Here is a 14,216-nt window from a genome sequence, read left to right on the forward strand (position 1 = left end):
GCCTGAGGAAACGCGCACGCGTCTGATCGCTCAGATCGCGAGCCTCCTGAAAGAGGGAACGATGCCCGCGGACGCCCGCGCAGCGGGGCTGACGCTCATCGGCTGGCTCGCGAGGCGCATGCCCGGAGAGGCGGCGTCGCGCGACGGTGTCGACGAGATGTGCCGCCGCGCGGCGGTCCTGGGCTGCCGGCCGCGGCGCATGGGCGGGCGGCGGTCCACCTGATCGGGCCGCGCTGATCGGGCGCGGCGCCGGCGCCACGGGAGAGCAGCCCTGCCGGCGCGCTGGCCAGCGCTCCGCGGCGGGCGCGCGGCGGTCGCCCTGCTTCCCCGGAGCCTCCCGCCCGAAACTCGGGCGCGACGGGCGGCGGGCTCCGGCGGCCGTATCCAGCGGCCGCGACGGCCGGAAGCCGACCGCGGTGCCGTAATTTGTACGTGCCGTATCCAGCGCGGCTAAGCTCCTGGTGGCGCGGTATCCCGCGCCGTGAGGCTCGCGCGACGCTCGAACCGGGACGTCGGCTCGCCAGGTACGATGGGGTCAACGGCCGCTGTTGGGCCTGTGATAGGTGGTGTTGCTCATGGCGAACCGCGTGGTCGCCCTCCCCGAACCGCACCCGAATGACGATGAAGATGTCGTGTGGGGGATCTCCACGGCCAGCGCGCTGTGGGCGCGAGGCGAGCGACGTGACGCCATCGTGTGGCTGCGGCGCGCGGCCGACGCGGCCGGGGCCGCGGGGCAGACGTTCCGCGCCTCGGAGCTCGGGCTCTGCGCGACCGCGCTCGAGGAGGTCATGGCCTCGGAGGTCGGTCAGCCGAGCGATCCCGACCTCCTGGAGACGATCGACGAGGACGACGAGCTGACCCTGACGTCCGACGACACCGAGACCGACGACGAAGGCCCGCCCTCCGACGAGCAGACCTGGCGCCGCCGCCGCTCGCTCACCGAGGAGCTGCGCGCCTCGATGCCCTCGATCGAGATCGACATGTTCGAGCCGCTCTCGGAGCCGGAGCTGGCCGCCGAGTCGGAGCGCCTGCCGCCGCCGCTGTCACGGCCGTCGCCGGTGATCCACCCGGCCGCGGACGACGCCCCCGCCCCCGCGGCCCGACCGATCGCGCCGTATGCCCCGGCGCTTCCCGGCATCGCGCAGGGCAGCGCCCCGCCGCCCGCGCCGCCGCCCCCGCCGCAACGAAGGACGCAGCAGCCTCCGGGCGTCCCGATCCCGCAGGCCGCGCCGCCCGTTCAGCCGCCGCCCTTCGCGCCGGCGGCGCAGGCTGTGGCGCCACGCTCGCAGCCGCCCCCCGCCGCGTACCCGCAGCGGCTCGATCCCTCGCACGCCCAGCCGCCGGCGCCGGTCGCGCCGTCCGCACCGCCGCCGGGGGTGACCACCCTCCAGGGCAGCGCGCTCTATCAGAGCCAGCCGCCGCCGGCGTCTCCGCTCGCCGCCACGCAGCCTGCGAGCGCGCTCTATCAGAGCCAGCCGCCGCCTCCGCTGTCCGCGGCTCCGTCGTACAGGCCGCAGGTCGCCGCCGACCCGCCGTGGCTCGCCGCGCAGTCGAAGCCGCAGAGCGCGCCGCCGCCGCCGGCCCCGCCGCGCGCCGCATCGCAGCGGCCGTCGTCGGCTCCGCCTCGCCTTTCCCCGACGTCTGCGCCGCCTTTGCCGTCCTTCGGGGCTCCGCCAGCGCCGTCCTTCGGGGCTCCGCCAGCGCCGTCGTTCGGGCCTCCGCCGGCGCCGTCCCATCCGCCGTCTCCTGGGGTACTGCCAGCGCCGCCGCATCCGCCGTCGTTCGGGCCTCCGCCGGCGCCGGCTCATCCGCCGACCTTCGCGCCGCCGCGCCCGCAACCGCCGCCGGTGCCGCATGCGCAGGCGCCGCATCCGCCAACCTTCGCGCCGCCGCGCCCGCAGCCGCCGCCTCCACCCGCCGCGCCGGCGACCGCGGCGACGCCGCCTGTCGCACCGCCGCCCCCGCAGGCGCTTCCCCCGCCGGTCGCGCCGCCGCAGGTTGCGCCGCCGCCCTCGACGGTCGCCTACGCTGCACCGCTGCCGCCGCCGGTCGCGCCGCATGCGCAGGCGCTGCCGCCGCCGGTCGCGCCGCATGCGCAGGCGCTTCCCCTGCCGGCCGCGCCGCTACCCCCGCAGGCGCTGCCCCCGCCGGTCGCGCCGCATCCGCAGGCGCTGCCCCCGCCGGTCGCGCCGCATCCGCAGGCGCTGCCCCCGCCGGCCGCGCCGCCGCCGCCCTCGACGCTCGCATCCGCTGCATCGCCATTGCCGCCGCCGGTCGCGCCGCCGCATCCGCAGGCGCTGCCGCCGCCGGCGCCACCTCCACCGCACACCCTGCCGTCGGCATCGCGTCCGCCCGCTGCGCCCCTCGCGCCGCCGCTCTCAGCGCCGCCAGCGCCCCTCGCGCCGCCGCTGTCCTTGGCGGCGTCCGTCGCGCCGCCTGCCTCGGCGCCGCTCGCCCCGTCGACCTCCGCAGCGCCGCCTCCTCGGCCCGCCGCGCCGGCATCCGTCGCGCCGCCTCCGCCTCCGCCGCCGCTCCAAGCGCTGCCGCCGGCGGCAGCGCTTGGAGCGCCGCCGTCCCCGCCGGTGCCCGCTCCACCGCAACCGCCCTCGCCTGCTGCACCGCCACCGCCGCCCGCCGTATCGGCTGCGTCGCCTCCATCTCTGTCGGCGCCTGCTGCACCGCCAGCGCCGCCTCCATCAACCCCACCGCCGGCCCTGTCGGCGTCCGCTGCGCTGCCTCCTGCGCCGCCCGCAGCACCACCGCCACCCAACGCGCCTCCGCCTGCCGCTGCGCCGGCTCTTTCGGCCCCTGCAGTGCCGGCCGTGTCGGCTCCCGTTGCGCCGTCGTCACCGCCGCCCGCGGCGCCTCCGCCGCCCGCGGCGCCTCCGCCTCCGGCCACGACCGTCGCGCCGTCGTCACCGCCGCCCGCCGCGGCTCTGCCCTCGGCCGCACCGCTATCGCCGTCAGCGCCGCCGCAGAGCCCGAGCCCTGCGACGCGCACCGAGGATCCCGCGGCAGATGACGACGTCGGCGAGATCCTCGTCGAGGCTCAGGCCTCGCCTCCCGCCGCGACCCGCCCCAGCCCGGCCGCGCCCGCTCCGGGGACGGCCATATCGAGGCGGAAGCCGCGCGAGCCGATCCTCGACCCCTGGTCCGATGACGCCGAGGCGGCCGCACCACCTCGGCCCCCGCAGGAGACCATCACGCCCAGCGGCGACACGTACCTCGTGGCTCGCCGGCCTCCCTCGACGCCGCAGGAGGGCGACGAAGACGAGGTCATCACCTCGGCTGCGCCGCTCGATCTGACGCTCAAGCGAAAGCCGATCTCCGCGCGACCTCCCGCGCCTCCGGCGCCGGCAGCCCGCCCCCGGCCAGCGACCCCCGCCGGAAGCGAACCGCCCGGGCACCTCGGGGCGTCGGCAGACAGCATCCCCCCGAAGGGCGCCGTCGTGTCCTCGATCCGCGACGAGCCGATCGAGCCCCCTGCGACCGCAGGAGCGTCGGATCCGGCGTCGACGCCCGAGGGAACCGTCGTGATCGAGCTCTCCGATCACGACCTCGACGCGCAGCCGCCGTCGGTGCGCGACGACGCGGCGCCAGCACCCCAGGCGGCGGTGCAGGACGGCGACCTGCAGGCGAAAGCCGACCCTGCCCACGGCGAGCCCGCCTCCGGCGGCGCGAACGCCCCGGCGCAGCCCCCACGCGAGCTCGGTGAGGCGATCGCCGCGCCCGCGGCGGAAGAAGAGCTGCTCGACGAGGCCGACATCGCGCTCGACGAGACGCCCGCCATCCAGGCGCCCGTGACCCGGGCCCCTGTGGCCCAGGCCCCTGCGGCCGAGCCGCCGCCGCCGCGCCCGGCATCGGCCCGCGCGCCGGCGGCGGGCGACGCGCGCCCGGGGACCGCCGCGGCGCCGCCCGAGGTGCTCGCGGTGGAGCTCCCCGGACCGGACGCAGGCGACGCCGTTGACCTCGCCGCGATGGTGCTCGACCTGCCGTCCGAAGCGCCACCGGCGGAGGGAGCGATCGCGGCGCTCGACATCGACCCGGAGATCGCGCCGGATCTACCGCAGCCGGATGGCGCCGGTGCCGCGCCGGTCGCCAGCGCCGCGCCGTCCGCCGTCATCACCGGCCGCGACATCGAGCAGATCGAGGCGTTCGCCGACCTGCCCGAGGAGATGCACGACGAGCTCGCGCGCGCGGCGCAGGTCGACGACCTCGCGCCCGACGAGGAGCTCGCCGTCCACGGGGCGGCGCTGGTGCTGAGCGGGAGCGCTGCCGTGTGCGCGAGCATCGTCGACGTGCCGGCCGAGCGCGCCGCCATCAGGGCGCTCGTCCCGTCGCGCGGCACGCTCGAGGACGGGATCCCGCTGCGCGTCGTCGCCGGCGCAGGCGGCGCGCGGGTCGCGATCTGGGACCAGGAGACCATCGACAACGCGCTCCGCACCTGCCCCTGGGTGGTCGATGAGCTGCGCGCCGTCGCAGACCGGATCCAGTCGCTCGCTGGAGCCACGATGGGGCCGCTCGGAGAGCTCGAGGAGTCGCTGCTCCGCCGGGTCCTGGGCCGGCTCCGCGTGCGCGGCCTCGTGCCCGGCGAGCAGCTCGTCCACGCCGGCAATCCCATGCCCGGGCTCGTCATCATCGGCGCCGGCGCGCTGGACCTGGTCGACGAGCGCTCGCACGAGGCCATCGGGGCCGCGCGGCCCGGTGAGCTCCTGTTCGCCTCCGAGCTGCTCGGAGGCCAGCCGGCGCCGTCGATCGCTCGCGCGGCTGGAGGCGGCGCGCTCGTGCTCATCGCCGACCACCCCGTGCTGCGCGAGCTGTTCGAGAGCACGCCGGAGCTGCTCTCCATCCTCGCGCAGTCCGTCTCGCTGAGCGCTCAGCGCGGCTGAAGGCCCGGCGGGTCGTGCCTCGCGCGGCTGAAGGCCCCGGCGGGTCGTGCCTCGCGCCGCTGATCCCGCCGCAGGCTCGGCCGGTCCCCCGGGCCGGTCAGCGGCCGGCCACGGAGCGCAGCCGCCGCGCGGCCTCCTGCTCCAGCTCGACCGGCTCGGCGGGCTCCTCGTCCTCCGTCAGCTGCCAGACGAGCTCGCTGTTGCCCTGCGCTCCCGCGAAGCGCAGCCCGAACCACTTGGCGGCGGGCGAGATCGTCAGCCTCCCCTCCGCGGTCGCGCGCGGGAAGCGGATGCGGAACGCCTGCCGCCACACCGTGTTGTACGGGAAGTAGGTCCGCTCGAGCGCGTTCGGCTTGGTGATCGCGATGATCTCCTCGGGCGCCGTCTCGTTGCCGGTGTCGTCGATCAGCCGGACGATCCACGCGCTGTTCGGCGTCGAGAGGTCGTTGTACTTGCGCTCGCCCCCGAAGATCGCGACGAAGAACTGGTGATGGTGGCGCGTCTCCTCGAGCGTCTTCTCGAGGAGCTTCTGCCGCTGATCGATCGTGAGCCGGTAGTCCTGCGCGTAGCGGGCGACGTAGGCCCAGCGGAAGTCCCACGACTCGAACGTGGCGGTGGCCGTGAGGAAGTTGTCGAGCTCCGAGAGCGCGAACAGGTGCTCCGTGCGCGTCCAGGCGCGGAGCACGTTCTCGTAGTCCGTCGCCACGTACTCGCGGGGCCCCTCGTTGAGGCTCACGAGCTGGGTCGAGCAGCCTGTCGCCCCGAGGAGCGCCGCGAGAACCAGACCGCGCCGGAGCCATGCCGCTTTGACCACGCGCCCAGGGTACCCAGCAGCCGCGCTGGATGCACGCACTCGAACGAGCCCGCCGCACCTTCGGCCGCGGCGCGCCGCCGTGCCCGCCGGGAGCGCCCGCGCGGAGGCGCGCCCGCCTCTCACGGGCGCGCCGGAGGATCGTCGGTCGGGAAGGCGAACCCGACGCTGAGCCGCGCCGCGTAGTACGAGGCCACGTCGCCGCGCAGCGGGGTCGCGATCGGCAGCAGCACGCTGAGCGCCGGCTGCACGTTCGCCAGGATGAACCGGACGCTCGGCGAGATCGCGAACGTCGCGCGCCTGTCGTCCGGAAGGCCCTCCGTGAGCTGGTAGACCTCCCACAGCTCGAGCCCCACCCCGACCGGCCGCGCGATCCGGTAGCCGAAGTAGAACGCGGTGTGCGCCCGGATGTCGGTGCGCCGCTCGCCGGACCTGAGGCCGCGCACGACCAGCGACCAGTCGAGGCCCTGCCGGAGCTGGAAGATGAACGGCCCCGTGATGTGCCGCATGTCGAACCAGGGGCGGAACGTCAGCGTGAGATCCCGGAAGCGCGTCTCGTCCCACGGCCGCACCACACGCGCGGTCCGCAGCACCTCGGCCTCCTGGGGCGAGACGTCGCGCGGGACCGGGATCACGACGCCGAAGCCGCCGCCCGAGGAGAGCCCGCGCGCGCTCGACCAGACGCCCCGCCCGTAGAGCTCGGGGCTCCCGAGCAGGATCGATCGCGCGACCCCCGGGACGCTCGCGGCGGCGCTGTCGTGCACCGCGCCGACGAACCATTTCCGGGGGACGAGCGGCATCTCCATCTCGCCGTGCGAGTACCAGGCGAAGGCGGTCCTGCCGCTCGCCCGGCTCGTCGACTCGGGCTCGATCACGGCCGCCGTGTACTCGAAGGTGAAGGTCGGATCGCGCCGCGTGAGCCCTGGGAGCGTCGGCGGCGCGGGGACGTCGAAGACGGCGTCTTCCTCGTCGGACCACGCGCCCGAGCCCGGCGGCGCCGCCAGCGCGGAGGCCGGCGAGCCGGCCAGCGCGAGCAGCGAGAGCGAGGCCGCCGCGCGGGCGAAGCGGCGCGAGATCACGTGCGCGAGCCGCCGCGCCGGCGCGCGGGCGCGGCGCCGGGGCGACGCCGGAACCCGCGCGGGCCGCCTCGATGCCACGCGCGGAGCGCTACTTCGACCCGAGGCCGAAATCGTTCGCCGTGACGTAGAGCATGAGCCCGAGCAGCATGACCACGCCGACCAGGTGGATGTGCGCCTCGATGCGGGCGTTCGGCCGGCGCCGCGTGGCGGCCTCGTAGAACAGGAACATCAGGCGGCCGCCGTCCAGGGCCGGGAACGGGATCAGGTTGAAGGCGCCGAGGTACGCCGACAGAAGCCCGAGGAACTCGAGCCCGTCGGCCCACCCGCGCTTGGCCGCGTGCGCGGTCTCCTCGATCATCCGCTTCGGGCCCCCGAGCTCCCCGTCGACCTTGCCCGTCAGGTACTGGCCGAGCCCGACCACCAGGCTCTGCACGACCTTCGGCGGCTTCGTCACGGCGAGCACCGCGGCCTCCTTCACGGTCACCGGCGCCGACTGCACCGCGCCGATCGCCATCACGCCGATCTTGCCCGTGCCGTTCTCGTTCGCGGGCGTGACCTTGGCCTCGACGCGCTCGCCTGCGCGCTCCACGACGATGTCGAGCGGGCGACCGGGGCTCTTGGAGATGATCTCCGCCATCTTCTCCCAGTCCTGGACCGGGGTGCCGTCGATCTCGACGATGCGGTCACCGTCCTTCAGGTTGGCCGCCGCCGCCGGCATCCCGGCGACCACGCCGATGTCGGTCAACCGGTAGGGCTTGCCGCCCACCATCAGGCTCGCGAAGAAGAGCACCGACGCGAACAGGTAATTCGCGAGAGGACCGGCGAAGATCGCGGCGATCCGGCCCACCAGGCTCGCGTTCGCGTAGCTGCCCTTGTCCTCGGGATCGACCTCCTCGAGCGGGTTCATCCCCGCGATCTGGACGTACGCGAGGAACGGGATCATCGCGACCTGGAACACGGTGGGGCCGTGCTTCACCGGGTCGTGACGCCAGAGCCGCACGCGGATCTTGTCCGCGGCGGTCGTGAACCAGAAGTACCCGTCCTTCGGGACGACCTTGAAGAAGGTGGGACCGAAGCCGATCGAGAACTTCAGGACGCGCATGCCGTAAGCGCGCGCGGCGAAGTAGTGCCCTGCCTCGTGGACCACCATCAGCAGGGCGAGACCGAGGATGCCTACAAAATACCAGCCGACCATCTCCGGCTAGTCTAACCAGGGCGGGCCTCCTCCGCACGCGCCCGATGTCCGCCCCGTGCGCCCGCCCCGGCGCGATCCCGCCGCCCACGGCGGAGGCCGGCGCTCCCCGGCCGGCAGGAGGGCAGCGAGACCGCAGGGCAGCGCCGTGACGGCTCAGTCCGGCCAGAGAACGGGCGGGGTGGGCTCAGCCGGTGAAGAACGACACGCCGAAGCTGAAGAACGGATAGCCGATCCGCATCGTCAGCGAGATGTCGTCGTTGAAGTGGTACCGGCCGCCGACCATGGTGATGAAGTCCAGGTACACGTCGTCGTAGAACCCGTCGGTCCGGAGGACACCGCCGATATCGGCGAACGCGCTCCACTGATCGTTGAAGAAGAAGTTCCACTGCATGGTGACCGGACTCCAGATGGTGAAGTCGCGGCGGCAGTACGTGCAGTTGGTGAAATCCAGGCCGAACGAGATGCCAACCGTGTTGTTGAGCCGCGGGATGAACGCCGGATCGGCGAGCTCGATCGTGGCCCTGAAGCCGAGGCCGAACTCCGGGTCCCCGACGCCGTCGTACCTGCCCCGGAACCGCCGCAGGCCGTAGTCGCGGTGCAAGAAGACGAAGTTCGCGTGCGGCTCGAGCTCGGCCACATAGTCGGGGTGGTCGTTCGGATTCTTGATGTTCGCCTGCGCTTCGGGCGCGAGCGTGAGGAGGGTGGCGCCGGCGAGAGCGACACTCACGAGCGAGGGGAGCGCTTTCATGTGCTCTACGTACCAAAGGAACGGCAGCGAAGGAAGCGCACGGCCACGTGCCGGGCACATGAAAGCCGTCGCTGGAAGGCGGTGTCGCACTCCGCGCGGCGCTCCCGGCGCCGTGGCTCGTGGCGCGCCGCGCGGGGTGGCCCACGACGCGCGGCGCCCTGTGGCCCGCCGCGCGCTGCGCGCGTGGCCTGCGTCACGCCGTGCGCGGGCTCTCGCCGGGGGCGAGCTCGTCTGGCTGAGGCGCGCGCTTCGCGGTAAGAGGTCAACAGAGCGCAGCGCCGCATGAGACCGCGTGCCGCGGAGGGGCGGCGTTCGCGGAGCGTCGAGAGGAGAGGATCGATGAGCGTCATCCAGCGGGCCCGTGGTTGCGTGCGCATCGCTTCGGCGCTCGCCGCCGTCGCCGCGCTCGCCTGCAGCCCCACGATCCAGGTCGCGGGTCCGCCGCCGGACGAGACGGCCCAGCCGCCGGCGCCGCAGAAGAAGATGCCCGCTCCGGCTGGCCCCCACAAGACGCCGGAGCCGCCGGCGCCCGTCGAGCCGTTCGTGAGGACGCGGGACTCCGACGAGTGGGTGAGCCAGACGCTGAAGCTGCAGCGGCGGTACGAGCGCGTCCTCGTCGTCGGCGCGCCGGCCCCCGCCGCGATCCGCGTCGCCGCGCTCGATCTAAACGCGCGGGACGCCCTGAACGCGCGGGACGCCGCGGCCGAGCCGCAGGATCTGCCGGTCACGCGCGCGTTCGCGACGCTCCAGGAGGCCGCGAACGCGGCCCGCGGCGGCGACCTCGTCGCGGTGCTGCCGGGGACCTACGCGGGGTTCTCTATCGGCGACAAGCCGAGCGCCGGCCAGGAGAAGTACATCCACTTCAAGGCCCTGGGGAGCCCGGGCGAGGTCGTGATCGACCGGGCGTGTACCGCCGACCCGAGCTGGATGATCTACCTGAAGACGGCGCACCACGTCGTGATCGAGGGCTTCAACCTCGCCGGGAGCAGCGAGCCGGGCAAGCAGAGCGCGGCCTCGCCGCGCGCGGGGATCATGGTCGACGGCGCGTTCGGCGAGACCGGGAGGCTCGCGCACCACATCGCCATCGTCGGCAACTTTTCCCATCACCATCGGATGTGGGGGTTCCACTCCACCGACAGCCACAGCGTCCTCCTGCAGGACAACCTGTTCGCGATGTCCGCGCGCGAGCACGGCGCGTACGTGTCCGACGGCTCGGACAACTACGTGGTTCGTCGCAACGTGTTCTTCGGCAACAACGCGGGCGGGTTCCAGGCGAACCTCGATCCGGAGGCGTCGCTCGAGGAGGTGATGAAGCACCCGTCGTTCCGGGGCTACCCGGCCATGCTGCCGACCCGCGCCTGGGCCGCGGGGCTGATGAAGCTCGCGACGGACAGGTTCGGCGAGCACGGGTTTCCGGACGGCCGCGGCGTCAACTTCATCATCGAGCAGAACGTGATGAACGGCAACGGGCGCGTCGGCGGCGGGGCGATCAACCTGGCTGGGCTGTCGGACTCGCTCATCCAGAACAACCTCGTTTACGGCAACCTCGCCAGCGGGATCGCGCAGTGGGACAACGCGAACCCGTTCGACCGGGCGTACGTGGAGCCCGGCCCGCGCTCTCCGGAGCAGGTGAGCGGACCCGACGCGCTGCCGCTCTGGGGCTGCCGCAACAACCTCATCCGCAACAACACCGTGATCATGAACACGAGCGGCCGGGCCGCGCTCCAGTGCGGCAACGGGAGCTGGGGTTGCCGGCTGCGGAACAACATCTTCGTGAACGACGCGGCGTCGTCGATCGAGGTGCTGAGCACGGGGATCTACCGGTTCGACGCCGGGCACAACGTGGTGACCCAGGTGAGCTACGGCGGCATGCCCGACGGGCTGAAGCGGCTCGCGGCGGCGCTGCCGGAGACGCGGGCGATCACGGGGATCACGCGCGCGCGGCTCGCGGCGGAGGTGGTGCGCGCGAGCGAGGAGCCGTGGGTGGTCCTGGAGGGGAGCTGGTGGAAGCTCAACCCGAACCGCCCGGATTTCAGGCCGAAGCGGTCGTCGAAGATGCTGCTCGGGCAGGGCGACGCGCGCGAGATGCCGGCGCGGGACCTGCTCGGCAACAAGCGCGACGGCGCGGAGCTCGGGGCGCTCTCGCCGGGGGGCTGAGGGGGTCGCGGCGGGCCGCGGCGCGCGCGGCGGCGGCGCCGTCCGGGGGCGCCGTCCGGGGGCGCCGCGCCTGTCAGGGATCGCCGGCGGCGGTCGCGGCGGCCGGGGCGGCGATGCCGAGCCAGCGGTGGGCGTGCTCGAGGCTGGGGAGGCAGACGTCGGCGAGCGCCTCGAAGCCACGGCCTTCCCAGGGGCCCTCGGGGACGGCCACGACGACCATGCCGGCGGCGCGCCCGGCCGTGACGCCCGCGAGGGAGTCCTCGAGCACGGCGCACCGGGCCGGGGGCACGCCGAGCGCGGCCGCGGCGCGGAGGAAGATGTCCGGGGCCGGCTTCGGGTGGGCGACGTCGTCGCCGGAGACGACGGCCTGGAACCGCGGCCGGAGGGCGAAGCGCTCGAGCACGGCGGCGATGAGCCGGTGCGGCGAGGACGAGGCGAGCGCCGTGGGCAGCCCTGCGAAGGTGGCCGCGGAGAGCAGCTCGGCGGCGCCGGGCTTGAGCGCGAGGCCACCGACGGAGCCGATGAAGTCGTCGATGACGGCGGCGACATCGCGCTCGTGCTCGACGGCGAACCCGAAGCGCTCGCCGGTGGCGGAGAGGGTGGCGCGCAAGCCCCCGCCCACGCAGCCGGCGTGGTGCTCCTTGGTCCAGGTGAAGCCGCGCGCGCGGCAGAAGGCCTGCACGACCTGGAGCCAGAGCGGCTCGGAGTCCACGAGGAGGCCATCCATATCGAAGATGAGCGCGGCAGGGGGCAGACCGGGCATGGGGCGGGTGGGTAGCCGAGCCGGGGCGCGGTGCCAACCGGCGCCGGGGTGGTGGGGACGCAGGCGACGGGGCGCGCGGGTGTGAGAAAAAAATCTTGCGGGGGGAATGAGGTAGGCGAACGATCGCGCGGCGTTGGAGTAACGCGGCGGAACGGGCGCGGCGTGCCCTGAAGGAGAGCGGAGATGCGCAACAGGACTTCTTCTCTTGTATTCGTGTTCTGCGTGGCCGCGGGCGCGGCGCTTGCGGCCTGCTCGGGCGAGACAACGGAGAACCCCGGCGGGACCGGGGGGAGCGGCGGGGCCGGCAGCGGGGGAACGACGAGCAGCACGACGGCAGCCACGACCACGACCTCGGCGACGACGACGTCGGCGGCCACGACGTCGAGCGGAGCTGGGGGCGATGGCGGCGGCTCCGGCAGCGACACCGTGTGCGATCAGGCCTGCGAGAAGGCAGAGGAGTGCATGGTTCCGGTGTGCAGCGTCCTCACGTTCGACTGCGCAGACCCGGCCGCGGAGTGCAGCGCCCAGTGCGTGCTCGATGCGTCGTGCGAGCAGATCCAGTCGATCTCAAGCGATGCCGTCGACCCAGAGCTCGCCGACTGCCTGAGCGAGTGCCAGGGCACAGAAGGGGGAGGCAGCGGCGTGGAGTGCCTGAGCTGCGCGGGACAGAACGGCTGTCTGAACGCCTGTGCGGACGACGGCGCGTGCCTGCTTTGGCTTGGCTGCGCACGGACATGCATGGAGAGCGATCCGCAGCCAGAGTGCTTCAGCGACTGCAACGCAAGGTACCCTGACGCAGCGGAGATGGCTGAAGCCGTCTATGCCTGCGCCTGCACGGATTGCAGCGATAGCTGTGGTGCCGTCGCTGATCCCTGCAATCAACCGGGGATGTAGCGAGCTCGGGCTCGCACGCGCGGATGCGGCGTTACGGCGAGAGCTTCGCGACGAACACATCTGCACCGCCGTTCGTCGCGAGCGCGCCGCCGCCGAAGTCGACTGTCTCCCACACCGTTCCCACAATCACCGGATTTCCAAGAGCGTCACTTCTGATGGCGAACGCCCGGTCTCCTTCAGGGCTGCCGAACCGCCGACTCCACAGTGGCTGACCCAGCCGCGTGAGCTTCACCACAAATATATCGCTGGAGTCTCCGGACGCAGAGAGCTCTTCGCCACCGATCGACATGTCCCCATCGAAGGCTCCAGAAAAGAACACGTCGCCGGAGCGATCGTAGGCGAGCTCTCCACCGTCATAACCACCAGCGCCACCGAACAACTTGGCCCACTGGTAAGTCGCCTGACTGCTCAACTTGATAAGATAGGAGTCCGATCCATCGGACACGAAGGTACCGGCACCGGTGTTTACAGATCCATCGAATGCCACCGCCAGCAGCGGCCCACCCAGCTCATCCAGGGCAGCGCCTGTGACCGTCTGAATGCCGGAGCCGTGGAACGACGCATCGGACACCGCTGCTCCATCCGAGGAGAATTTCACCACGTACGCATCCATCCGCTCGGCGGGTGGTAGACTTCCCAGACCAAAATCTATGCTTTTTGCGTAATTTCCCGCGAGCCAGATGTTGCCGGCGGGATCGACCATCACCTTGGAGCCAAGCTGTGCACCTTCGCCGCCGAACGCCTTACCCCAGAAGCCGTCGCTTCGGCTGCCTGACCCGTCGGAGCCACTGAGCTTGGCCAAGAATACGTCCACGTCTGAACCCTGTGATGGGATCGCACCATCGCCAAGGTCGATCGAGCCGCAGAAAGAGCCTGTGACCAACAGATCTCCTTGAGCTGTCGTCGCCAGCGATGGAACGCGAGCGAGCAAGCAGGCGCCCGTCAGGTGCTTGCTCCAGACGTGCTGCCCATTCGGGTCAAGCTTGGCCACGAAGTGGCCACGATCGATGAGGTCCCCTCCCAAGCTGAACGGCTCAGACGAAAAGCCGGCCATGAACACATTCCCACCTCGGTCAAGCACGATCGCCGAGGGCAGCTGAAGCACCGCTTCAGAGCCATCAGCGACACCATACTGCCTGGCCCATAGAAGCTTACCGTCTGGGCCTATTTTGATGAGAAAAATGTTCTTTCCCGCCGTCGTCGACAGCACGGCGCCACTCACGTCGATTCGACCAGAGAACTCACCGACAACGTACGAGTTCCCAGACGAGTCCATCGCGAGACCCGTGGGCTCGTCTCGCAGCTCACCACCGAACGACAGCGCCCATACTTCGCAATCCTTCCCGTCGCAGTCCTCGTCCTCCGTGCTCGCGCAGGTCTCCGCCGCCGGCGTCACCTCCTCCACACACGCCTCGTACCCGGAGCCATCCTGCTTGCACGCCTGCGTCCCGGCCCGGCAGATCCCGACGTCCTTCGTCTCGGGAGGACCGGAGTAGCACTCGGCCACGCTCTCCGGCTCGCACGCCGGCCCCCCGCCGGTCCCGGTCGACGTCGCGCCGTCAACCGGTCCGGCGTCCTTGAAGTCGTCCAGCCCGAGCACCAGACCGCAACCGGATACCGCCACGACGCCGAGGCCGGCGAGGCATCGCAGCAACGTACGTGTCTTCATGCGCGCCATCG

10 protein-coding genes are annotated in these 14,216 nt (G+C 72.8%); 4 read left to right on the forward strand and 6 right to left on the reverse strand.

Annotation, left to right across the window (positions count from 1 at the left end; all coding sequences use genetic code 11):
• Positions 1-61: 61 nt before the first annotated feature.
• Both WME96_RS40960 and WME96_RS40965 read left to right on the forward strand, forming a co-directional pair.
• Positions 62-223, forward strand: coding sequence for a hypothetical protein (locus WME96_RS40960; RefSeq protein ID WP_433930630.1), 162 nt, complete (start codon positions 62-64; stop codon positions 221-223).
• A 352-nt stretch (positions 224-575) separates the two neighbouring features.
• Positions 576-4,889, forward strand: coding sequence for a hypothetical protein (locus WME96_RS40965; protein ID WP_437286967.1), 4,314 nt, complete (start codon positions 576-578; stop codon positions 4,887-4,889).
• 97 nt (positions 4,890-4,986) lie between these two features.
• Here the strand turns inward: WME96_RS40965 and WME96_RS40970 are convergent, their stop codons facing one another.
• The 4 genes from WME96_RS40970 to WME96_RS40985 all read right to left on the reverse strand — a co-directional run bounded on the left by WME96_RS40970 (position 4,987) and on the right by WME96_RS40985 (position 8,722).
• Complete coding sequence (locus tag WME96_RS40970) at positions 4,987-5,703, reverse strand: hypothetical protein (protein ID WP_437286968.1); 717 nt, start codon at positions 5,701-5,703, stop codon at positions 4,987-4,989.
• 119 nt (positions 5,704-5,822) lie between these two features.
• Complete coding sequence (locus WME96_RS40975) at positions 5,823-6,857, reverse strand: hypothetical protein (protein WP_437286969.1); 1,035 nt, start codon at positions 6,855-6,857, stop codon at positions 5,823-5,825.
• A 10-nt stretch (positions 6,858-6,867) separates the two neighbouring features.
• Positions 6,868-7,974, reverse strand: a complete 1,107-nt coding sequence (locus WME96_RS40980; protein ID WP_437286970.1) for a M50 family metallopeptidase — start codon at positions 7,972-7,974, stop codon at positions 6,868-6,870.
• 184 nt (positions 7,975-8,158) lie between these two features.
• Positions 8,159-8,722, reverse strand: a complete 564-nt coding sequence (locus WME96_RS40985) for a hypothetical protein (protein ID WP_437286971.1) — start codon at positions 8,720-8,722, stop codon at positions 8,159-8,161.
• Between the two features lie 339 nt (positions 8,723-9,061).
• Here WME96_RS40985 and WME96_RS40990 point away from each other — a divergent pair, with 339 nt between their 5' ends.
• On the forward strand, positions 9,062-10,879 hold the full coding sequence (locus WME96_RS40990; protein WP_437286972.1) for a right-handed parallel beta-helix repeat-containing protein: 1,818 nt from the start codon (positions 9,062-9,064) through the stop codon (positions 10,877-10,879).
• Between the two features lie 73 nt (positions 10,880-10,952).
• On the opposite strand, the gene WME96_RS40995 is transcribed toward WME96_RS40990, so the two are convergent.
• Positions 10,953-11,642, reverse strand: coding sequence for an HAD family hydrolase (locus WME96_RS40995; RefSeq protein ID WP_437286973.1), 690 nt, complete (start codon positions 11,640-11,642; stop codon positions 10,953-10,955).
• Positions 11,643-11,825: 183 nt separating this feature from the next.
• On the opposite strand from WME96_RS40995, the gene WME96_RS41000 reads away from it, so the two are divergent.
• A complete protein-coding gene (locus WME96_RS41000; RefSeq protein WP_437286974.1) occupies positions 11,826-12,536 on the forward strand; it encodes a hypothetical protein in 711 nt (236 codons plus the stop codon).
• Between the two features lie 31 nt (positions 12,537-12,567).
• Here WME96_RS41000 and WME96_RS41005 read toward each other — a convergent pair whose 3' ends face one another.
• The gene (locus WME96_RS41005) at positions 12,568-14,205 is read right to left on the reverse strand and encodes a hypothetical protein (protein ID WP_437286975.1); all 1,638 of its coding nucleotides are present in this window, start codon (positions 14,203-14,205) and stop codon (positions 12,568-12,570) included.
• Positions 14,206-14,216: the final 11 nt, after the last annotated feature.

Origin of the sequence: Sorangium sp. So ce406, assembly GCF_051474675.1 — a bacterium.
GTDB lineage: Bacteria > Myxococcota_A > Polyangia > Polyangiales > Polyangiaceae > Sorangium > Sorangium cellulosum_G.